The sequence below is a fragment of the Nostoc sp. C110 genome (assembly GCF_043099725.1).
Taxonomy (GTDB): Bacteria; Cyanobacteriota; Cyanobacteriia; order Cyanobacteriales; family Nostocaceae; genus Nostoc; species Nostoc muscorum_A.
Map to the genome: position 1 here is coordinate 5,765,010 of NZ_CP171148.1, position 21,926 is coordinate 5,786,935.

A 21,926-nucleotide genomic window follows, 5' to 3' on the forward strand; every position below is an offset into this window, starting at 1 on the left:
ACCGTGAGAAAACTGAAAAGTGCGATCGCGATCGCGTACCGTTCCAAAGGAAAGGTATTGCCTAGACTTAAATTCATATTGAGTTAAGTAAAAATGCCTGATTACTTATGCAAAAGTAGCTTTTACTTTCTCAAAAGCAGCTTTTAATCTCGCATTTTAGTGTTTTCCACAAACGAAAGCAGCTTTTACTTCTTCAAAAGCAGCTTTTAATCTCGCATTTTAGTGTTTTCCGCAAACAAAAGCAGCTTTTAATCTCACATTTTAGTGTTTTCCACAAACAAAAGCAGCTTTTAGTTTCTCATTTTAGTGTTTTACGCAAGCAAAAATAGCTTTTATTTTCTCAAACCCCAGTTTGCTTACTCATTTTAGTAATTTACGCATTCATTTTGGTATATCATTGAACCGAAAACTGGCGTAGGCGTAGCCCGTCGGAGACATCGCTCTAGAAAATAAGTGTAAATCTACAAGCGATCGCTATTATGAGTTGTGAATAATGAAGAGCAATGTCTCCCACAACAAAAAATCAGCTACGATAAATCATATAATTATCTTCACAAACATAGCAATGTTAATTACATACACTGCAAAATATACAAAAACTAATAGTGGATATATGGGACAACTTATTGAATGGCAAGAAGTCATCACAGAAGGAGGAACCATAGAAGAATGTAGAGCTATGTTACAAGATGCAACCAAAGAAATGGTTCTTGCCTATCGTCAACAAAATAAAGAAATTCCCACAGGTGGTTCTTTGCTGGAACAAATTCCTATAGAGGTCTGAGTGTGTCAGTCAAACGAAAAGAGCTAATTAAATACTTAGAGCAAAATGGCTTTTATTTATTAAGGGAAGGAGGAAATCATTCTATATATACTAATGATATCAAAACTCTTCCGGTAAAACGGCATCGTACCATTGATCGTATTACTGCTAATGAAATATGCAAACAAGCAGGTTTATTACCTAATTTTTAACTACAAAGTGTAAATCAATAAGCGATTGCTCTTTTAAATCTCATCAAACACAGCAATGTTAATTAAAATTTAGGATTACTCAAATAAATCAAATCCCCTTTCGCTTCTCAACTTTCTGTCAAAAGTCACTGTTGAACTACAACCAGAATCTTGAGAAATCGCCCCAATTAAATAATCAGAAAAATCTGCACTTCCCTGCTGAAATCTTTGTAATGCTTGATAAACTAAAGAGCGATTTTCTAGCTCAAATACCGAACATTGCACCATTAATTCTATAGTGTTACTAATTTCTTCCCTACTAAATTGATAAGTATTACTCCGTAAAACCCAAACCAATTCACAAAGAACTATATTAGCAACAAAACATTGCTCTCCCCCTTCGATAATTTCAGCAGCTTGCTCCCACTGCTTTTCATCATCTTTTGTCAAGTAGCGCACTAAAATATTTGTATCAAGTCCAATCACTTGAACCTTCTTTGATTGCAGTTTCCATTTCTTCTAAAGTTGCGCTTTTCATTCCCGGACGGTGTAAAATCCCTGATAAACTTTTGATAGAGATATTCAGGGGAATTAATTTAACTATTCCATTTTCATCAATGACAAAATCAACCTTACTACCTGTATCAAGGTTAAGATAATCCCTAATTTCTTTAGGAATAGTTACTTGCCCTTTAGTGGTGATGGTAGCACTAGCCATTATCCACGTTCCTTACATAAGTTCCTTACTTGATTATAAAGTCTACTGCACCTAACGCATCGCCACAAGTAAATCGGCACAATAAAACCTTTAAAATATGATTGCCTCGCCCCAACAAAACTACCTCACTGCTGAAGAATACCTCCAAATGGAGGAACAGAGCAATATCAAGCATGAATATATAGACGGCTACATCTATGCAATGGCTGGAGCGCTAGATGCACACGTTACCATTGCTCTTAACCTGGCATCTCTCCTCCGTAATCATGTGCGCGGCTCTGGTTGTCGTGTTTACATCGCTGACATGAAAGCCCGAATCGAATCTCTGAATCGCTTTTATTATCCCGATGTGATGGTTACTTGCGATCAACGAGATCAAGAAACGCCAGGTTATAAAAGATTTCCCTGTTTAATTGTCGAAGTTTTATCTAATTCTACCGAAGCCTTTGACCGGGGCGATAAATTTGCCGATTATCAAACACTGGAAAGTCTGCAAGAGTATGTTTTAATTAATACCAAACGTCAGCGAGTCGAGTCTTTTCGCCGCAATGAGCAAGGGTTGTGGGTTTTACAATCTTATACAGCAGAACATCAATCATTTAGACTCAACAGCATGGATTTTGAGGAAACAATGGCAGCACTTTACGAAGATGTGGTTTTTGAATAATCAACTGATGATTGGGTATGCTACACAATTTTTAGTAAACTAAATATCTATTAATATCTTCAAGGCTTCCTAACCCGGCGGAGGCGTTGAGCAAAACAGACACAATTGATTGCATAAAAGTTATGGCGCTCATAGTTCAGAAATACGGTGGTACATCTGTCGGTTCAGTGGAACGCATTCAAGCTGTCGCACAGCGTGTTTATAAAACTGTCCAAGCTGGAAACTCTCTGGTAGTAGTGGTTTCGGCAATGGGCAAAACCACCGATGGACTCGTCAAACTAGCTAATGAAATTTCTTCCAATCCTAACCGCCGGGAAATGGATATGCTGCTTTCCACAGGCGAACAAGTCACCATCGCCTTACTCAGCATGGCTTTGCAGGAACTCGGACAACCAGCAATTTCTATGACTGGCGCTCAGGTAGGAATTGTTACCGAAGCTGAACACAGCCGCGCTCGGATTTTGCATATTGACACTACTCGCCTTTGTCGCCACATAAATACAGGTAAAGTAGTTGTTGTAGCAGGGTTCCAAGGCACATCCAGCGCCGGAGAAATGGAAATTACAACTTTGGGGCGCGGTGGTTCTGACACTTCGGCGGTAGCGATCGCAGCCGCATTACGAGCTAACTTTTGTGAAATTTATACAGATGTTCCAGGGATTCTAACTACAGACCCCCGCTTAGTAGCCGAAGCCCAATTGATGGATGACATCACCTGCGATGAAATGTTGGAACTAGCTAGCTTGGGCGCAAAAGTGTTGCATCCCCGTGCTGTAGAAATTGCTCGTAACTATGGTGTTCCCCTGGTAGTTAGGTCTAGCTGGACGGATCAACCAGGTACTTGGGTAACATCAGCCAAACCCCAAGGGCGATCGCTAATTAATCTCGAAATTGCCCGTCCGGTGGATGCTGTAGAATTTGACACTGACCAAGCAAAGGTAGCTTTGTTGCGCGTACCCGATAAACCAGGTGTAGCAGCCAGGTTGTTTGGCGAAATTTCCCGACAAAAAGTAGATGTAGATTTGATTATTCAGTCTATTCATGAAGGTAACAGTAATGACATTGCTTTTACTGTCACCACCCCAATCTTAAAACGGGCAGAAGCAGTAGCAGCAGCGATCGCCCCAGCACTGAGAAATCCATCTAACCCCAAATCTGATGAAGCTGAGGTAATGCTAGAACATAACATTGCCAAAGTCAGCATCGCAGGCGCAGGAATGATTGGCCGTCCCGGTGTGGCTGCAAAAATGTTCGCCACCTTAGCCGAAGCTGGGGTGAATATTCAAATGATTTCCACCAGCGAAGTGAAAGTAAGTTGCGTAGTCAACGCTGCCGAATGCGATCGCGCCGTCACTGCACTCCGCACCGCCTTTGAAATAGAAGCAGGGGAGCAGGGGAGCAGGGGAGCAGGGGAGAGTGCATGTATAGATTCCCCTCTGCCCCTCCGCCCCTCCGCCCCCCTGCCCAATTGTCCTCCCGTTCGCGGTGTTGCTTTAGATTTGAATCAAGCGCGTCTTGCTATTCGCCAATTACCAGATCGTCCAGGGATGGCGGCGAAGTTATTTGGATTATTAGCGCAACATAATATCAGCGTTGACATGATTATTCAATCTCAGCGCTGTCGGGTAATTGATGGTGTTCCTAGAAGAGATATTGCCTTTACAGTCTCGCGAATAGACGGGGAAAATGCCAAAAAAATGCTTACTCAAGTAGCGGCAGAGTTAGGATGGGGTGAAGTTGTTTTAGATAGTGCGATCGCTAAAGTGAGTATTGTTGGTGCAGGTATGGTAGGACAACCAGGTGTTGCTGCCAAAATGTTTGAAGCGCTGGCCCAGCACCAAATTAATATTCAAATGATTGCTACCTCAGAAATAAAAATTAGTTGTGTTGTAGCACAAGAGCAAGGTGTTAAAGCTTTGCAAGCCATTCATGCCGCTTTTGGACTAGCTGGTAGTGAGAAAGTTGTCGTGCCAGCGTAGAACTAAAGTTTGAATTTTAAATTGCTGATTATCTATCTTTGAAATGCCATTTTTCCATCATGGCTACTATTTCTGAAAGTCGGCGTTCACCACACCAAACTAAATCAAGTTTTTTGAGTTGTTCAAGACTGATACCACCCTCTTCTTCAGCAATGCGGTGATATTCTTTATCTCCCATTGCTGCTAATAAATGCCCAAAAATAATCATTTCATCGAACTGGGGATTTGTCTCTGGATCATTCAAAATTGCCATTGCTCGTTCTTGCGACAGTCCTTGGAGAGCATTGACAATAAATAGTGTGGGAAAGTCTGCATCCTGAAGTTGAGGATGACGCGATACTAATCCAGCCAACACTACTCCTAGATAAGCAGCCGCTTCAGAATTACTCAGTAACTCCATTTGTTGAATGGCAATCTCAGTCAAATTGGTAAAAAATGCACAACCTAACTGCTGTTCGATGGTGGTAACTGGATCTAAAACTAGCGAGGATTCTAACTGTGCCTCAAATGCTGCCTGATGCTCCTGGGGCAGTTCGCTAAGTAAGACTTGCTTGGCGCGATCGCCTATAATAATATTGCGATCGCGCCCAGAGCTAAAGTCTTTGCCCGGTTCCAAACCTTTACTCACTAAAATTTTAAAGACGTTACTTTGAGCTTTTCCCTCCATCTGTTCATATTGGGCTTGTCCAAGAAAAATTTGACAAAACCAACTGTGGCTGTCAGCATCGCATTCAACCATTACCTCATTAACAATCAAATCAGTTAACTTTTCCGCTCTCAAAATGCTTTGTAAATCCACAACTAAGCTATTAATCGCAGCGATGTCGCGGTCATTGAGCGCCTTGAGAAATTGACGCTTCGCAGTAGCTATCAAGGCTTTTTTTCGCCCAAATACGTTCATTTTTGATTTCTTATCTGGGGTTTTACATCATTCAAACTGCTATTTTTTTACCCTATTTGAGGATTATCTGTCATGAGTGGCATTGCTGAATAGTCCCAATCAAAATATCTCCCCCTATGGATTAACTTTTTTTTGCAAGCCTCGTTGAACTCACAAATTTTACTTAAATCTGGTAATATATAACCGTACTAAATCAATAACATTCTTTTAATAAAAAAAAATATTACTAGCAATATGCAGCATTAGCTAGTAATTAATACTTTTACCTGCCACAATGGCATTGATTTGTTTTGATGAAGATATTTTTTAAAGAAAATAGTTACCAGTAATAACACGTAAGCTATAATCAAACAATTTATAAGACTATATTGATATTGATGCCTATTCATTTACTAGATGGACGTTACCGAATACTAAAAGTTCTGAATGATGGGGAAAAGGCAAAAACCTATCTAGTTGAAGATGCGAGTCTTGCTGAGAGCCAATTTGTAGTTAAGCAGTTACGTAGTCTTAGCGCAAATTCTCAAGCTTTAACTATCCTGCCTCGCTTGTTTGCCAGTAAAGCAGAAACTTTAGAAAAACTAGGGCAGGAACACAACCAAATTCAGAAGCTAATTGCTTATTTTGAAGAAAACGAAGAATTCTATATAGTCCAAGAATTCATCCCTGGTAATCCTTTTACTGATGAAATTATCCAGGGACAAACTCTGAGGGAAGACCAAATAATTTATCTTTTATCAGAGATATTAGAAATTTTGGTGATTGTACATAGCTTAGGTGTTATTCACCGGAATATTAAACCAGCAAATATTATTCGCAGAGAGTCAGATAAAAAATTAGTGTTGGTTGATTTTAGTAATTTTAATGAAGCCATCACTAATAATGCTGAAAATCTCGAATATATGCCTAGAGAACAAGTTAACGGCAATGTTAAATATAACAGTGATATATATGCTTTAGGTATGGTTGCGATCGCTGCAATTTTAGGTTTACCCGCAAACGAAATATCTAATTTGCAAAATCAAAAAAATCGCCTGACTGGTGAAATACTTTGGTATAACAAAAATATAAAAATTAGCAAAAAGCTAGTAAAAATTATTAATAAAATGGTGCGTTTGGACTATCGGAAGCGCTACCAGTATGCAACCGAAGTTTTAGATGACCTGAAAAAATTAACAAATGTTGAAGTTCCGCAAAAACAGTCTGCTAAAAAATTATTAATAGTTTTGGCTGGGATAGCTGGCTTAATCATACTTGGTGTAGGAGTGCGATTTTTAAATTCGCCAAAACCTATCAGTAATGCTCAAAAAGAATTATATCAAGAAGGGCTAGATAAATATGATGCAGGAAATTATGAAGGAGCAGTTAAAGATTTCAATCACGTGATTGAATTAGATCCGAAAAATGCTTTAGCTTATAATAAGCGAGGCGATGCTTATTATCGATTAGGAGACTATGAGCAAGCGCAAGCAGATTCTAGTCAGGCCATTTTACTCAATCCTCAAGATGGTAATGCCTATTTTGACCGAGGATTTGCTTTTTCGGAATTAGGCAAATACAAAGAAGCGATCGCAGACTATACCCAAGCGATTAAGTTAAACTCTGATGATGCTTATGCTTACTATGGGCGAGGGTTAACCCGTGTTCAATTGAAAGATAATAAAGGGGCAATTGGAGATTTTAGTAAAGCGATCGCCCTCAAGCCTCAATATACCGAAGCCTACTTACAGCGTGGGATTATCCGCCGTCGCCTCAGACTCAAGCAAGGAGCAATCGAAGATTTTGATACAGTGATTAAGATTAATCCTAGTGATGCCAAAGCTTATTATCAAAGGGCTTTAACTCAATCTATTAATAAACAAAAATATGCAGCCCTTAAAGATTACACTGATGCCATTAACATTAATCCAAAATATATAGAAGCATATCTTAATCGAGGTGATGTTTTCAGCGATCTGGGAAATAAAGTCGAAGCTACTGAAGATTACAATACTATTTTACAGATTGACCCTAAATTTATTGCCGCTTATATTCACAGAGGTATTCACCGCTTTTCTTTCGGAGATTATAAAGGCGCTATTGAAGATTACAGCGAAGCTCTGAAACTAGATCCTAATAATATAGCAGCTTACAACAATCGTGGTAACGCTTATCTTGAACTGGGAAATAAAAAAGCTGCCAATCAAGATTATTCACAAGCGATCGCAATTAATGCTAACAATGCCTTAGCCTACTATAATCGGGGTGTGATTCGCACCAAGCAGAAAAATAAACAGGGAGCGATCGCAGATTTCAAAAAAGCTGCAAAACTATTTCAACAGCAAGGGGAAAAAGATAGTTATCAAGATGCACAGAAAGAAATTGCAATTCTGCAAAATAATTCAGCACCAGTGAAAACTTCTCGTCCTAAATCTGGGAAAACGGAAAAAAACTGAGCTATGACTCAATACCGTCATCCCATGTTATGACGATCCATCTTATACTATTAGCCCACTATGACCCAATCCGCTTGAGTTTCCCTTACTCTCCGTAAAAAGGAGGGAATTAGAGCAAGCTTTTTAAGGTGAGTTGGGGGGAGCTTCCGAGGTAAAATATCACTGTAATTGCGCCGTGTGCAACTTTCTTTCAAACCTAACCCCCAGCCCCTTCCCTGCTAGCGTTGGGGAGCAAGAATCAAAGCCTCTCTCCGCTTCTGGGAGAGGAATGGAAGTGGGGTTCTAAGAATAAGTTGCACATCGCGTTGTAATATGTCTATTTAACATCAGAAATCGCAGACTTCGACCTTTTATCTGTCGTTGTAGTTAAATATATTATCGCTCAACATGAGTCACCGCATTTTTTCACGGTTCAATTAGGATGGCTATATGCTAATTCTCCTCACTTTTTATCCAGATAACCTGGAAATATTCACTCATAGGGATGTCGATACGGTGCTGAAAAGAATTGATGCTTCTCAGAATATTTGGTTACGCTGTGTTCAGTTCCGCGATCGCACTGGAACGGCTAAAATTATCAAACACTTTGGACTCAATCCATCTCGTGTTAACATGATTTTCAACCATTCCCCTCTAGGAATTGATGAAGACGTAGAAGATTGTTTATTTGATAGCTATGAAATTCTAACTGCTCAAATAAAAAATAATGAGTTTGAGGTTGTACGTGGCAACATTGTCGTTGGAAATAATTTTATTATATCTTTTGAAATCACTGAACTAAAAATCTTAAGTGTTCTAGCTAATAATCTCCAAAAACGAACTCTAGATATTCAAAAGCTAGGAATTGACTATCTTTTCTATTTAATCTTTAAAGATATTTTGAATAATTACGAAGCTGTATTTACTTATATTTCTAGAAAACTTGATGATTTAGAAGATGAAGTTTTAGATAATTCTGGTGATGAATCAACGTATCAAAAAATTGCCACGATGAGGCAATCTACTCGTTCAGGACGGCGTAATTTTCAAAGCATCAAATTACTTATGGCTATTATGGATAATGAAGATTTCCAGTGGATCGGCCAGCCAGTGAAAGAACTATTCAATCAAGAATTGGTTCATCACGTTGATAAACTCTGGCAAGAATATCAAGCTATAAGAGCCTGGATGTCAGAATTAATGGAAATTCAACGTGATAATATTGCTAGTAAAACAGGTGAACGAATTAATCGCCTAACTATCCTCTCGACCGTATTCTTACCAATTACGTTCATGTCTGGTTTCTATGGTATGAACTTCAAATATATGCCGGAATTAGAGCAACCTTGGGCTTATCCTGCTGTAATCGGCGTAATGATCTTAATTGTGATTTGTAGTATTGCTTATGCTAAAAAACAACGTTGGTTGTAGCATCTATCAAGTTATAGACTATTACTGGAATAGTAAAATTTACATCTCGTTTGGCTTTGCTATATGCTTTCTGTTGAGTAGACTGCATTAAACCTAAATTGGTAAATAAACGTGAATCTCCCATTGATTATTCGTGCTGAAGAACACAGCGAAAAAATAGCTATCGCTACAACAGATGGATCATTTACCTATCAGGATTTGCTCCACACTTCCAGTCAAATAGCGACAAATCTTCTTCAGAATACAGAAGATTTACAAGAGAAGCGAGTCGCCTTCCTCATCCCGCCTGGATTTGAGTATGTAGCTACTCAATGGGGGATTTGGCGTGCTGGTGGCATAGCTGTACCTTTGTGTGTTTCCCATCCGCGCCCAGAATTGGAGTATGTAATTACCAATTCTGGAGCATCGATTATTGTTGCTCATCCTAATTTTGAGGGTATACTGCGTAGTTTACCGCCGCAGGCATCGCTCGCCGAAGAACACAATTTGCGATTTATCCTCACCTCAGAAACGCTTCCATCTAATATTGCTTGTCTCCCAGAAGTAGATATCACTAGACGCGCCTTAATTCTCTACACTAGCGGTACAACAGGTAAACCGAAGGGTGTGGTTACAACTCATCAAAATATTCAAGCGCAAGTAACTAGCTTAAACACCGCTTGGGAATGGACATCTAGCGATCGCATTTTACATATACTGCCACTACATCATATTCATGGAATTATTAACGTACTAACTTGTGCTTTATGGGCAGGTGCAGAGTGCCATTTATTGAGCAAATTTGATACCGAAACTGTTTGGAGGCGAATTTGTGACGGTAACTTAACCCTATTTATGGCAGTACCAACGATTTATGTAAAGCTCATTACCGCTTGGGAAAATGCCTCTAGGGAACGCCAAAAAAGTATGTCAGAAGCCTGTGCTAAGATGCGCCTGATGGTTTCTGGCTCGGCAGCATTACCAGTTCAAGTTTTAGAAAAGTGGCAGACTATCAGCGGCCATTTTCTACTTGAGCGATATGGGATGACGGAAATCGGTATGGCGCTATCCAACCCTTTACACGGTGAACGTTTGGCTGGATATGTAGGAAAGCCTTTGCCTGAAGTTGAAGTGAGATTAGTTGATGAGAACGGATTAGTCCCAACCGGAACACCAGGAGAGATCCAAGTTAAAAGCCCCGGAGTGTTTCTCGAATATTGGCAAAACCCCGAAGCAACCGCCAAAGCCTTCCAAGATGGCTGGTTTTGTACTGGAGATACCGCCGTCATTGAGAACGACAACTACCGCATTTTGGGGCGGATGAGTGTGGATATTATCAAAACCGGAGGCTATAAAGTTTCAGCTTTGGAAATTGAAGAAGTATTGCGATCGCATCCAGATATTCAAGAATGTGCAGTAGTCGGGGTTGCAGATATAGAGTGGGGCGAACGGGTTTGTGCGGCATTAGTATTGCAAGGGTCAAAACCTTTAACATTAGAATCTTTTAGAAGTTGGGCAAAAGAACGATTAGCTGTTTATAAAGTGCCAACCCAAATTTTGATAGTCGAAGAATTACCGCGCAATGCAATGGGGAAAGTGACTAAACCGACAGTGGTTGAGCTATTTCGAGCATAGCGATCGTCAAGGCGCAATTAGACCTGGAGTTTTAAACCTTAGACATCTCCGAAAAAGAATGTAGAGACGTAGCAGTGCTACGTCTCTACAAGGTTTCTGGGTAACGTATATTTCATTTCTGGAGATGTCTCTTGTAACCTCTTCAACTTAAGTAAATATAATTAACTTGATCAAGCCTTAGAATCTGACAAATGAGTGAAATAGACCTATGAGTGACTTAGTTTTTCTACCCGCTCATCAACTTGCTCAGATGATTCGCGATCGCCAAGTCTCTGCTGTCGAAGTGTTTGATGCTTACCTGGCGCAGATTTCTAAACACAACTCAAAGCTGAATGCAATTTGCACCTTAGATGAAGACAATGCTCGTACCAGAGCAAAGCAAGCGGATGAAGCCCTAGCTAAAGGAGAACACTGGGGCGCTCTGCACGGTGTCCCTATCACAATCAAAGATATCTTTGAAACAGTAGGACTCCGTACCACAGCAGGTTACATTCCTCTCAAAGACTACATTCCTCAACAGGATGCCACCGTTGTCGCCAGGCTTCGGGCAGCAGGAGCCGTTATCCTGGGAAAAACGAACATGGCAGAACTGGCTGGTGATTTTCAAAGTACAAATTCTCTGTTTCCACGAGTAAATAATCCCTGGAATCTTGACTACACACCAGGGGGCAGTTCTGGAGGCAGTGCTGCTGCTGTTGCAGCCGGACTTTCATCATTAGATGTAGGCAACGATCTTGCGGGTTCCGTGCGCCAGCCTGCAACTTTCTGCGGCGTGTATGGTTTAAAGCCAACAGATCGCCGTATTTCTACCGCCGGAAGTATCCCTGAAGTACCGGGAATGCCGCTATGCTTGCGGCAAATGTTGACTATTGGTTGTTTTGCGCGATCGCTCGAAGATATTCGCCTTTGTTTCTCGCTCATCGCTGGTGCGGATCTACGTCGCCCAGATGTGCCACCGATTCCCCTTGATACCCCATCAGGCAAGTCTTTGCAGGATCTTAAAATTGCTTGGATTGATGAATGGGTGGAAGTTCCGGTTGCTGCGGAAATTCGAGGCGCAGTACAGACAGTCGTGCAAAAACTCGCTCAAGCAGGTAGTTATGTTGAACGCTGGCTTCCCAAAGACTTTGATTTATCGACTGTGTGGAACCTCTGCGGACGCATGGAAGCATACATCAACAACTACGCCCAACCCAAGGATCGCTATAATGTGATACGCAGCTTAGAGTTACTCTTTCGCACGGCAACTCAAGGCGACAGAAAACTCAGAAAATTGGGGAATTTCAGCAGCTTTCTGCCAGAAATTTTGAATCCCAGCCTCAGAGGATATTTTGAGACACTCACCGAACGCGATCGCTTCATTGCCCAAATGGATGAAGCTTTAGAAGCGTGGGATGTATGGCTCACGCCTGTGACAGCAACTCCTGCATTTACCCATTGTCCGGCTTGGAGCGCCATTGATATTGAGGGTAAATCCTATCCTCATGCGGTGGCAAACGGTGCTTACACCATGCCATTTAATCTCAGTGGTCATCCTGTGGTGGTGATTCCCATCGGGCAAACCCACAATGGCTTACCGATTGGAATGCAGATTGTCGGAAAGCGATGGCGCGAGATGGAGTTATTGGCGATCGCTCAAGAACTTGACAAAGTGGTTGGTGATTTCCGCCATCCATTAGGATATTGAGAAATAGTACTAATTAAACTTCACCGTTATTACGCAAAGCGGCTTATTGACAATACTGCAATACGTAAGGTACAAGATAAGCAAGTTGGCGCGAAAACCCCAAGTATGTTACGAAACACAAATAGGCTTTAAGCCCTTACTAATGACCAATGACAAATGACAGCATTTGCTAGTTAGCTTTAATTGCGCCGACCTACTTCAGCACAATTCAAAAAACTTAAAATCGCTATGAGTCTTTTTTGTCTAGTTCATGGCGCTTTCCAAGGCGCTTGGTGTTGGGATTTGTTAATTCCTTATTTAGAAGCGCAAGGTCACAAAACAGTAGCAATGGATTTGCCAATTGAAGATGCGTCTGCAAGTTTATCGCAATTTGCAGATGTAATATTGCAAGCGCTTCCAAAAACTGATGATGATATTGTGCTGGTTGGTCACTCAATGGCTGGTACTGTTATTCCCCTGGTTGCAGAAGCGCTTCAAGTACGTCAACTGGTATTCCTTACCGCGCTTATTCCATACCCAGGAACTAGTACACTTGAGCAATTTTCTCATCATCTCGATTCTGATAGCCTCAAATCATTAAATTACGAACCAAAAGAGTCACATCAACTCGAACAATTTGATGATGAACCTTATATGTTTAATCCTGTTTCTGCTGGGAAAAACTTTTCAGATGAAGCAGTATTGATGGAATTTTTTTATCAAGATTGTCAGCCGGATGTAATGCACTGGGCACTCTCAAAAGGACGTTCACAGCAATCAATGGCATATATTTATGAGGTTAATCCTCTGAAAGCTTTACCAAAAGTAGAGTATAAATATATTTTTTGTACTGATGACCTGATAATCTCTCCTGCATGGTCACACTACGCTGCACGTAAGCGCTTGGGAGTTGAAGCCATAGAACTGCCTGGAGGACATTGCCCACACTTGTCTCGTCCTGCTCATCTGGCCTCAGTATTAACTAAATGATCGCAAACCTTATTGTAGATAATCGTAGGTTGGGTGGAACGTAGTGAAACCCAACAAATCCTCGAAAATGTTGGGTTTCGTTCCTCCACCCAACCTACACAGTTTATGGTTTTTGAATGAATCAACAAATGCGAACGCCGAATCAACAAATGCGAACGCCGAATCAACAAATGCGAACTCCAAATCAACAAATGCGAACGCCGAATCAACAAATGCGAACTCCAAATCAACAAATGCGAACTCCAAATCAACAAATGCGAACGCCGAATCAACAAATGCGAACTCCAAATCAACAAATGCGAACTCCAAATCAACAAATGCGAACGCCGAATTAACAAATGCGATCGCCAAAGTAACAAATGCGAACGCCCCTACCTAATTTCCCACCCCTTCGGTATTTTAGGTGGACACCAAAAGAGGTTTTTACTAGATACCTCAAGGGATTCCAGAATTCCTCGCATGACTTCTGTGCAGTACATCCAATGCCCTAAATCGTCATACATCCGATCGGGATTAAACTCGACATTGTAGTGCAGCACATTGGGAAGGTCTAAAAACTCATCATCGCTTTGAGGAGAAAGAAGCAAGAGATGAAATGGCTTCCCCTGACATTGTTTTTCTAGCTTGTTGACTAAATCTATTACACCACCGCGATCGCTAATTCCTGTACGAACAAAAAGCACTTTATCGCAGTGCCGCAGTGCGTACCAAAACCTTTCAGAACGTGCTGTGTATCGAACCCGCATCCGTTTAAGGATGGGAGACATATCGTTGCTTGGATCGTCTGTCTCTTCAACTTCATGGGCAAAGGATAAACCCGACCACTTACTATGGTAAATTCTGCCTGCATCGGGGCTGTAGTGCAGCAAGGCAGGATTCCACATATCATAAAAACCGTTTTCGATCGCATCCGCAACATCTGCAATATTAGTCGCGCGCGTTAGATCGAACGGAAAGGCCGGGCCATCGTACTCCATCTTATATAGCATCATACGGACGGCACAGCGATCGCCAAGGGGAAGAATTGCCACACGGCTGATATCCGATAACTGACATTTGTATTGGAAAAACACCGCAGACTTAGGTGGTGCTTTCACCCGGCTTTCTAGCCCATCATTGCCAATCATCATGGTACGAAAGGGAATGTCAGGATAAAGCGGATCTTCATAAACACCCGATGGCATGGCTTTAAGTGCGTTGCAAACTTCCGTCCACATCGGTTGGATATTGTACTCGTTATCTGATTCGTTGATTATCCAGAGGTGGCGTTCGTCTGCTTGCAAAATCCCCAGATGCCCGTCATAAAACAAAACTTGTGAGTTGTTTGGCGAAAAAAGATTGAAGGCAGCGCTATATTCTAAGTCTGCGCCAGGGGTGATATTTACTGTAGTTGCGATCGCGCCATCCTCTACAGCCAAGAAAGGCAGCGTCCCCGTCTGGGTATTCTTCGCAATGTAAATACCTGATATCAATCCAGCCTTACTTTGCAGTGCAGTTTGTAGTTCCTGCCAATAGGGAGCGATCGTGTAGCTGTATGCCGATGAATTAACGATCCGTAAATGCTTCTCTTCCATACAGACAGAGACATGAAAGCCCGCATTGTCAAAGTAGATGGGAAATTCATTCGGTTGCTGGAAGCGTTGTTTTTCTTTTGCTAATGCGTCTTTGTTGATATCGAATAAATGATGGTCGATCTGCTGATACATAAGGCTATGACCAATTGTATTCGGGTGAGCTGGATCGAAGGATGTCCCAGCTTTCCATCGTCCTTGTCCATCATCCACGGCTGCCAACCAATCTAGTACAGTTACATCCCAACGGAGCATTCGTTTGTGTGTGTCTCGGATCAGCGAGTAATGTTCCAGGGAATAATCACCGTTGGGATAGACTCCGCCTAAAATCGGGATTGCTCCGATGTCGCGCGTCATTTTCACAAGCTGCTGCAAGCCACTTTCAAACCGCCGTTGTACCGCCCGCCGTTCGTGAGGGGGACAGTAGGCTAAACCTTCATTGCCTAAAGACAAGGCAATAATCACAATATCTGGTTTTTCTGGGGTGACAAACCAGGGGAATCGAGCGATCGTTCTGCTGACATTCGCCCCTACCTCCGATACATTTACCAGTTGATGCCCATATTTTTGCTCTAAAGCCTGTGCTAACAACCAGACCCAACCTTTCAAAAACCAGGCTTTATGACCTAATGCGACGGAACTGCCAATTACCACAATTTTGAGTCTCTCAGCCCTTTCTTCCACGGGCATCTTGACAGTTGATTTCTCAATGTATCCAAAGGGGTAAGGTTGTAAATAACCGAATGCACCATCATCCACAATAATCGTGCTGGAATGATCCTCAGAATCAATCGGTATCCATCGGTTTATATCTAGTAAGCTCTCCCATCGAGCATTGCCGTTGACATCGAGGCGGACGTACTTGTATTCAACTCTCTGTTGACCGCCTGACTCTTGAATTTCAATATCTGTCCACCATAGAGGATAGCGATCGCCACTTGTACGCAGATGGATACATTTTTTTATGTCCCACAGTCCCAACTCTGGAGTAGAACCGACCAGACCTATAGATTCACCTGTTTGCGTGTATGCACTGATCTGGAATCGATACATAGAGTTTATCCTGTTTTCGTGAGTACGATACCAAACAGTCAGGCTGAAATATTTAAATCTACTTTGACAATATCACATAGAATTCTTAAGAATCTGGTATGGATATTGCCAAGTATACTGAAACCTAATTAAAATTACCAAAGTTATCAGCAGCAAGGCTTTTAAACGATTAAATAGAATCTTTATAGAAAATTTTATATTTAGTCAAATAGACTATATTGTATTAAAAGTATTTGTACAACTAAGAACAAATCAACAAAAGGATAAGATTAAGTTAAATTTTCCCTTCAACGTCACACTTAAAATTTGTGTGCCTGTTCTTAGCACCTCTAACTGTTGATTTGCAGCAGGCGATCGCAGAAAAAGGGACGAAATAACTCGCAGGCGAGACTTGCTTTGAGATCATGCAGATGCACTAACCCCATTTTATGCAACTGGGAACCTTGCACAGCCTCACAATCTACAGGACTTGACTGTCTGACGATTTCTATAAACGATGGCAATAAATCGGGATAGCGTTGCAGGTTCCACCATTGTTGTTCTAAGTGATCTGCATAGATAGCGGCTGCGATCGCAGAATTTTCTAAGAGTTCTTCTAGGGTTATTGTCTGCTGCTGTAGGTAATAAAATGCTAACTGCAACCGATAGGGATGTCCCCCCAACAGAGCGATCAGGCGCTGGGTTTGTGACGAGCTTATCTCCTGTTCGCACCTATATGCTAGATCCTGCACCTGAGCAGGGTTAAACTCAGGTAACTCAATAACTAGCCCAGTATTCAAGAGAGAGGGATCGATGGAGGGAGGCATGAGAATTTCAGTAGAATGAACCGTCACCAATCGCATCTTGTGCCAAGGATTAATGTCTGCATCGGCTTCTTTAGCTTGCTCAGACCATGTTCGTAAAAGTAGGAGAAATTCACGAGCAACGTCGGGGTAGGCAAAAAGCTGGTTGAGTTCATTGATTGCAAAGACTAGGGGGCGATTCTCTCTTGAAGAAACTCCGCGATCGAGGTTGGTTAAGATTACATCCTGGAAATAATCAGTGGCATTTGATTTGCTGCCCAAGGAGTTATCCCAAAAACTAGCAATCTCATTTGGTAAGTCTAATTGCTTGCTAACCCTGGCACAGAACCATTGTAGGAAGCGTTCTAGGTTCTGTAAAATCTCTTCGTTAGCAAGTTGCAAGTTTACGGAAACGGCGCGATGACCTTGGGAGTTAGCGTAAGCCAGGATGCGAGTCATTAGGGAAGTTTTGCCCATTTGCTTGGGGGCGCGGATGTTGATCAACGCACCGGGTTGCTGGATGGCTTCATAACAGAGGGATTCGAGAATAGGACGGTCAATGTAGAAGACTGAATCCAGGGGCATCTGCCCTCCTGGTAGGTTTGGGGAACGAGGGTATACATTGTCTGGCGAGTGTTCCATTTTGTGGGTTTGCCCTACACTGCTGCGAGAATCGTATACTGGTTCGATGCGATCGCAAACTTCAGCCCCGGACATTGAGCCAATCTCGTCAAAACTGTCTTGATGAGGCTCCAGATAGAAATAATCATCCTTTAACAAGGTCATATTAAAGGCATTGAAGCAGCACTCCAAGGTTCGCTTATCAACTCCTACTGAGCCAGTAAAGACCTTACTGAGGGTATTGGGGGTTAAACCTGTTTTCTCACTTAGGTCTTCGAGAGTGTATCGTTTAAAGTTTTGCTCAATTTCTAACTGAGCTTTTGCCTGATTGAGTTTCCTTGAGCCTTGAGCCGTCAGAGTCGCACCCCGCTTTCGTAGATGATTTTTCGATTGTAATTGCATTTTTACTTGGAAATAAAGTATAAAAATGTGCTTAGTAATTTGCTTACTAAATATAGATAACTGATGCACTTTACAAATTTATGCAGTATAGTTACAAATCTTAAGTAGTTAGGCTATTGAGTAAAATTGGCACGTTGAGCCTATTGCCATTGGGTTTCTAAATTGGCAAATACAGTATCAGAATTACATTTTGCTTACAGTGACACCAATAATTTCGCACGACTACTTACGGATGCAATTCAAAAACGTCTATTCTCAACGTGCCTGGGAGTTGGAGTTTGCTCTGAGAAAGTAAACAGAAGCAAGCAAGTTTTTAACTTGGGGGTTTTTCCAAAGTTAACAACGCCGTTAAATGAATGGTTGCAAGGCACTTAAATTTTCGGTGGCCGAAACCAATATGGGGAATGGCTTTGGGGATTTGCTGGTGCTAAATCCTTAACTTTTTTCTTAAAGTTGTAAACCTTGGTAGTGTTAGGAATCGGGAATCTGTAGTGTTGATTCATATCAAGCTAATATTAGCCTTCTGGAGGTTGTATGACTTTTCTAATTCCTAATGAAAATAGCCAACCCAATCCTAGTCCTCACGACACTAACCCAATTGAAAGCCAAATTATGGCAATGACTACCAAAGAAGATTTGCAGCAAGAATTAGACTCAGTTCGCGCTAATTACCAAAAATGGCAAGCCAAAGACGATCAGACTGCAATAACAACACAAACTAGACTGGCGCAAATTATTCATCTCCGTGCTAATCAAATAGGAATTCAACTAACGTAACAGTAGCAAGGCTATAGCAATCCTAAATCATTCGTGAATAACAAGCTCTGCAACCTCTCAAAGAAATCACAGAACTGAACAAGGGCGGTTTTAACAACTCATTTAGGATTGCTATATACCACTAAATACTATTAATGGCTCTTAACCTTGTAATCGATTGAAAATATACATAGGGTTAGAATTACTTGAAGGAAGTTTTCATTTGACAATACTTCGCCAATTTACGAGGGTGAGTTGATGTATTAACTTCTTTTTGTCTAAGGCTTGGCAAAGATAATAAATCCTAAAATTTGCTCCAAGGTTTCCTGCAAGATTATTTTCCGTATTGTCCGCAGTATAGAGGGTTTGCGACTCCAAGCTACCTTTTAAGCCAAACGCTCATATATGGTTTCTTTTGGCATTTCTGCTCAAACTTTTGTAGGCTATTATTTTTGCAAAGTATTGCCATATTACATAAAATTTTGTCCCACCACTGATAAATATAATGTAGCAGTAGTAAATCATAATTCATTTTAAGAAAAGTATCTAATTAACAATTTATGAAACCTAAAATTAAAGTTTTACTTGCTTTAATTCCCTTTTCCTTTATCCTTGGCAGTTGCCAAAAAGAAGACTTATCAGCAGCTAAATCATTTGGTGATTTATCCCAATCTTTAGCAATTGCCAACGAAACAATATCGGCTGATATTTATGCTTCCTGTGCCCGATCCGCAACTTGGGAAGCTTTGGGAACACAGCAAAGTAGAATAAATAGCAAAGAGCGTTTGGATAAATGCGACGAAATTTACCTTCCGAATTCACAAAATACTGAAATAGCTGGCAGCGTTTTAGTCAACTATGTTGCGGCAGTTGGAAATTTAGCCACTGAAAATGATAACGGCTTTACTCCTCAGTTAAATAAAATTTCAGACGGTTTAGGAAAGCTTGATATTGATGAAAATGCTCGAACAGCAGGGGTTAAGATTGCTGACTTTATTACTAATATTCTAGTTAAGGATTTTCGGCGAGATAACTTGAAAATTACTATTGTTTGCACAGATCAAGATATTCAGAAATATTCTGCTTCTCTGTCCGATTTCATTGAATCATCTTATGTAAAGGCTTTGCTCAATGAAGAAATTACGCAGATTCATGAAAATTATGGTTTCTACATAAGTGAGGTCAATAAAAGATTACTAAAATTATCAAACCCAGAAGATGATCTACAAGATTTTAACGCACTTCAGACACAACAGACTTTATTAGAGGCAGAAGAACGAGCAGAAATTACCAAGGTAATTGAACGTAAAAAACAGGGTTCAGCCTACGTATCTGCTATTCGTTCCACCGCAGAATTTCACCGCAAATTGAAGCGTATTTTCAATAAAGATCGGGAAGAACTCTCATCAGATCAAATTCAAAAATGCAATAAATATCGCTCTAAAAAGGAAAGCCTAAGTTTTCAAAATACTGAGAAAGAATATGATGTTTGGAATCAAGAAATTACCACATCAGAGTTAAAGAAAGCCAAGAAAGTAACCAAGGAATACATTGACAAAGTTACTCCTCTATTTAATGAGATTCAAGATTAATTATCAAGACAACCGTTTGTAAATAAAAGAAAGGGGACTTATGACTACTGAACTAAATATAGATCATTTAAAAGAAATTCATGAGCAACTAACTAATACAATTAAATTTCTCAGTGAAGAGGCTGGCAAAGCTAAGGACGATGAGAGAATTACTAGCAGACAATTTATACAGGCAAAAGATGAATGGGGCAAGTTGGAAATCAAAGCAATTGAACTACAGGGTTTGATCGATGGGGTAAAACTAGGTTCTATACTCAATAACGATGTTAATAGTTCTTACTCACAAATTCTGAAGGCCACAAATAGCCTACAAGAAGCTGCTAAAAAGATTGAGAAGTTTGAAGATTTTTTATCAGAAATAGCTAAAGTTATTGATATTGTTACTAGTACCATCAAAGCTATTAAACCGATGGGCTTCTGACTTTTCGTAATTAAAACATTTACCAGGTAAGTAATTTACTGGATATTAGACAAAAAGTATTTTCATCAGGCAGTTGAGGTTGCGATTGCAGTAGCGCTTTGAAAAAATCTCCATATCGATTTTCATCCTGACACTAACCCTCCAACTTGCGGAACAGGGGATAAATTTGGTGTTCTGGATGTTTTTCCATGTGGCGATACACCAAAATATAGCACCAGTAGCCAATTTTCTCCGATAGGTATACATAAATAGCCTATTGAGGACATCAGTTAAATTATTGAAAGTAAATTGTGAGAAATAAACTTATCGTTCATCGTTTCAGTAGAGTTAAAATGCCTATTGCAAAATCAGTTTTGTTACCACTCAACTGAAATGTGTCTGAACATGAGTATCAGAAAAACATAAATAAATACTTATATCTTTCATAGTTATATATGAATTAATAGTTAAATAATCTTAGGAGAAATAAAAATACCTGGATTTACATCGGCAGTGGTACTTGCTGGATAGACTGATGCAGATCCTCTCTAAACCTAGAATAACAATCTTTTAGGTGGAATTGGCAGGCACCCTAAGTCGGTGGCTGTCCAGAAACCTTGTGCTTGAAAATGAAGGAAGCAACAATGAGTAGCAATCTCGCCATCAAACTGCGTTCTGGAACTCAACAAGCCCACACATCAGCAGAAAATGTGGGATTCATGAAATGTTTTCTACAAGGAGTGGTGGATAGAGGCTGCTTTGCCAAGTTCTTAAGTAACTTGTATTACGTCTACAGCGAATTAGAAGCGGCGTTAGATAGCCATGTAAAGCATCCTGTAATTAGTGCGGTTTACTTTCCTGAACTTAATCGCCAATCCTCACTCGAAAAAGACATGGTGTTCTATTATGGGGATAATTGGCGAGAGCAAATTACACCCTCACCTGCTGCTCAAAAGTATATTGACCGCATTCGGGAAATTTCTGCTAGTGAACCGACTTTATTGCTAGGTCATGCCTACACTCGCTACATGGGCGATCTTTCTGGGGGTCAAATGCTACAAAAAGTTGCTCAGTCAGCCCTGAAGCTTTCTGGCTATGAAGGTACGTCCTTTTACAATTTTGAGCAAATTCCTGATAAAAAGGCATTTAAGGATAAGTATCGTCAAGTATTAAACGCGCTACCTATTGATGATGCAACAGCAGAACAGATTGTTGCAGAAGCTAATAATGCCTTTGGGTTTAATTTGCAGATGGCTCAAGAGTTAGAGGGAAGTCTAATTAAAGCACTCGGCCAAGTCCTGTTTAATAGTCTAACTCGTTCCCAGAATTCAGGTAGCACTGAAATAGGTGCGGCTAATTAAGTTTGTCATTTGTTATGGGGCATTGGTTATTTCCCTCTCGTCTCTCCATTCCCC

19 protein-coding genes and 1 pseudogene are annotated in these 21,926 nt (G+C 40.7%); 14 read left to right on the top strand and 6 right to left on the bottom strand.

What is annotated here, in order from left to right; genetic code table 11:
• Positions 1-613 precede the first annotated feature (613 nt).
• Together ACFFRD_RS29615 and ACFFRD_RS29620 are read left to right on the top strand one after the other, a co-directional pair.
• Complete coding sequence (locus tag ACFFRD_RS29615) at positions 614-784, top strand: type II toxin-antitoxin system HicB family antitoxin (RefSeq protein ID WP_392479292.1); 171 nt, start codon at positions 614-616, stop codon at positions 782-784.
• Positions 785-786: 2 nt separating this feature from the next.
• The gene (locus ACFFRD_RS29620; protein ID WP_118168034.1) at positions 787-975 is read left to right on the top strand and encodes a type II toxin-antitoxin system HicA family toxin; all 189 of its coding nucleotides are present in this window, start codon (positions 787-789) and stop codon (positions 973-975) included.
• Positions 976-1,050: 75 nt separating this feature from the next.
• Here ACFFRD_RS29620 and ACFFRD_RS29625 read toward each other — a convergent pair whose 3' ends face one another.
• Positions 1,051-1,440, bottom strand: a complete 390-nt coding sequence (locus ACFFRD_RS29625; protein ID WP_392479294.1) for a PIN domain-containing protein — start codon at positions 1,438-1,440, stop codon at positions 1,051-1,053.
• Positions 1,427-1,672 (bottom strand): AbrB/MazE/SpoVT family DNA-binding domain-containing protein, encoded by a 246-nt coding sequence (locus ACFFRD_RS29630; protein WP_114083907.1) that lies wholly within the window; start codon positions 1,670-1,672, stop codon positions 1,427-1,429. Before ACFFRD_RS29630 ends, ACFFRD_RS29625 begins: the two co-directional genes overlap by 14 nt.
• A 97-nt stretch (positions 1,673-1,769) precedes the next feature.
• On the opposite strand from ACFFRD_RS29630, the gene ACFFRD_RS29635 reads away from it, so the two are divergent.
• Both ACFFRD_RS29635 and ACFFRD_RS29640 read left to right on the top strand, forming a co-directional pair.
• A complete protein-coding gene (locus ACFFRD_RS29635; RefSeq protein WP_392479296.1) occupies positions 1,770-2,339 on the top strand; it encodes a Uma2 family endonuclease in 570 nt (189 codons plus the stop codon).
• A gap of 122 nt (positions 2,340-2,461) precedes the next feature.
• Positions 2,462-4,318, top strand: coding sequence for an aspartate kinase (locus ACFFRD_RS29640; RefSeq protein ID WP_392479298.1), 1,857 nt, complete (start codon positions 2,462-2,464; stop codon positions 4,316-4,318).
• Between the two features lie 28 nt (positions 4,319-4,346).
• Here ACFFRD_RS29640 and ACFFRD_RS29645 read toward each other — a convergent pair whose 3' ends face one another.
• Complete coding sequence (locus ACFFRD_RS29645; protein WP_392479300.1) at positions 4,347-5,219, bottom strand: hypothetical protein; 873 nt, start codon at positions 5,217-5,219, stop codon at positions 4,347-4,349.
• A gap of 377 nt (positions 5,220-5,596) precedes the next feature.
• On the opposite strand from ACFFRD_RS29645, the gene ACFFRD_RS29650 reads away from it, so the two are divergent.
• The 6 genes from ACFFRD_RS29650 to ACFFRD_RS29675 all read left to right on the top strand — a co-directional run bounded on the left by ACFFRD_RS29650 (position 5,597) and on the right by ACFFRD_RS29675 (position 13,669).
• Entirely contained in the window at positions 5,597-7,654 is a 2,058-nt protein-coding gene (locus ACFFRD_RS29650; protein WP_392479303.1) for a tetratricopeptide repeat protein, read from the top strand.
• 429 nt (positions 7,655-8,083) lie between these two features.
• Entirely contained in the window at positions 8,084-9,064 is a 981-nt protein-coding gene (locus ACFFRD_RS29655) for a magnesium transporter CorA family protein (RefSeq protein WP_114083912.1), read from the top strand.
• Positions 9,065-9,175: 111 nt separating this feature from the next.
• On the top strand, positions 9,176-10,678 hold the full coding sequence (locus tag ACFFRD_RS29660) for an acyl-CoA synthetase (protein ID WP_392479306.1): 1,503 nt from the start codon (positions 9,176-9,178) through the stop codon (positions 10,676-10,678).
• Positions 10,679-10,886: 208 nt separating this feature from the next.
• On the top strand, positions 10,887-12,365 hold the full coding sequence (locus tag ACFFRD_RS29665) for an amidase (protein WP_392479308.1): 1,479 nt from the start codon (positions 10,887-10,889) through the stop codon (positions 12,363-12,365).
• Positions 12,366-12,593: 228 nt separating this feature from the next.
• Positions 12,594-13,334 (top strand): alpha/beta fold hydrolase, encoded by a 741-nt coding sequence (locus ACFFRD_RS29670; RefSeq protein WP_392479309.1) that lies wholly within the window; start codon positions 12,594-12,596, stop codon positions 13,332-13,334.
• Between the two features lie 116 nt (positions 13,335-13,450).
• Positions 13,451-13,669 carry a hypothetical protein gene (locus tag ACFFRD_RS29675; RefSeq protein ID WP_392479310.1) on the top strand — a complete coding sequence of 73 codons (219 nt, stop codon included), beginning with the start codon at positions 13,451-13,453 and terminating at the stop codon, positions 13,667-13,669.
• A 36-nt stretch (positions 13,670-13,705) separates the two neighbouring features.
• Here the strand turns inward: ACFFRD_RS29675 and ACFFRD_RS29680 are convergent, their stop codons facing one another.
• Both ACFFRD_RS29680 and ACFFRD_RS29685 read right to left on the bottom strand, forming a co-directional pair.
• Entirely contained in the window at positions 13,706-15,958 is a 2,253-nt protein-coding gene (locus ACFFRD_RS29680) for a DUF1796 family putative cysteine peptidase (RefSeq protein WP_392479311.1), read from the bottom strand.
• A gap of 329 nt (positions 15,959-16,287) precedes the next feature.
• Positions 16,288-17,763 (bottom strand): AAA-like domain-containing protein, encoded by a 1,476-nt coding sequence (locus ACFFRD_RS29685; RefSeq protein ID WP_392479313.1) that lies wholly within the window; start codon positions 17,761-17,763, stop codon positions 16,288-16,290.
• A gap of 534 nt (positions 17,764-18,297) precedes the next feature.
• On the opposite strand from ACFFRD_RS29685, the gene ACFFRD_RS29690 reads away from it, so the two are divergent.
• The 3 genes from ACFFRD_RS29690 to ACFFRD_RS29700 all read left to right on the top strand — a co-directional run bounded on the left by ACFFRD_RS29690 (position 18,298) and on the right by ACFFRD_RS29700 (position 20,532).
• A complete protein-coding gene (locus tag ACFFRD_RS29690; protein ID WP_069072515.1) occupies positions 18,298-18,540 on the top strand; it encodes a hypothetical protein in 243 nt (80 codons plus the stop codon).
• A gap of 539 nt (positions 18,541-19,079) precedes the next feature.
• A complete protein-coding gene (locus ACFFRD_RS29695) occupies positions 19,080-20,111 on the top strand; it encodes a hypothetical protein (protein WP_392479315.1) in 1,032 nt (343 codons plus the stop codon).
• Positions 20,112-20,151: 40 nt separating this feature from the next.
• On the top strand, positions 20,152-20,532 hold the full coding sequence (locus tag ACFFRD_RS29700; RefSeq protein ID WP_392479317.1) for a hypothetical protein: 381 nt from the start codon (positions 20,152-20,154) through the stop codon (positions 20,530-20,532).
• Positions 20,533-20,602: 70 nt separating this feature from the next.
• On the opposite strand, the pseudogene ACFFRD_RS29705 reads toward ACFFRD_RS29700, so the two are convergent.
• Positions 20,603-20,776, bottom strand: a pseudogene (locus tag ACFFRD_RS29705) (ferritin family protein); the annotation flags it as partial.
• A 379-nt stretch (positions 20,777-21,155) separates the two neighbouring features.
• Between ACFFRD_RS29705 and ACFFRD_RS29710 the strand changes: the two are divergent.
• Complete coding sequence (locus ACFFRD_RS29710; protein ID WP_392479318.1) at positions 21,156-21,872, top strand: heme oxygenase (biliverdin-producing); 717 nt, start codon at positions 21,156-21,158, stop codon at positions 21,870-21,872.
• Positions 21,873-21,926 lie beyond the last annotated feature (54 nt).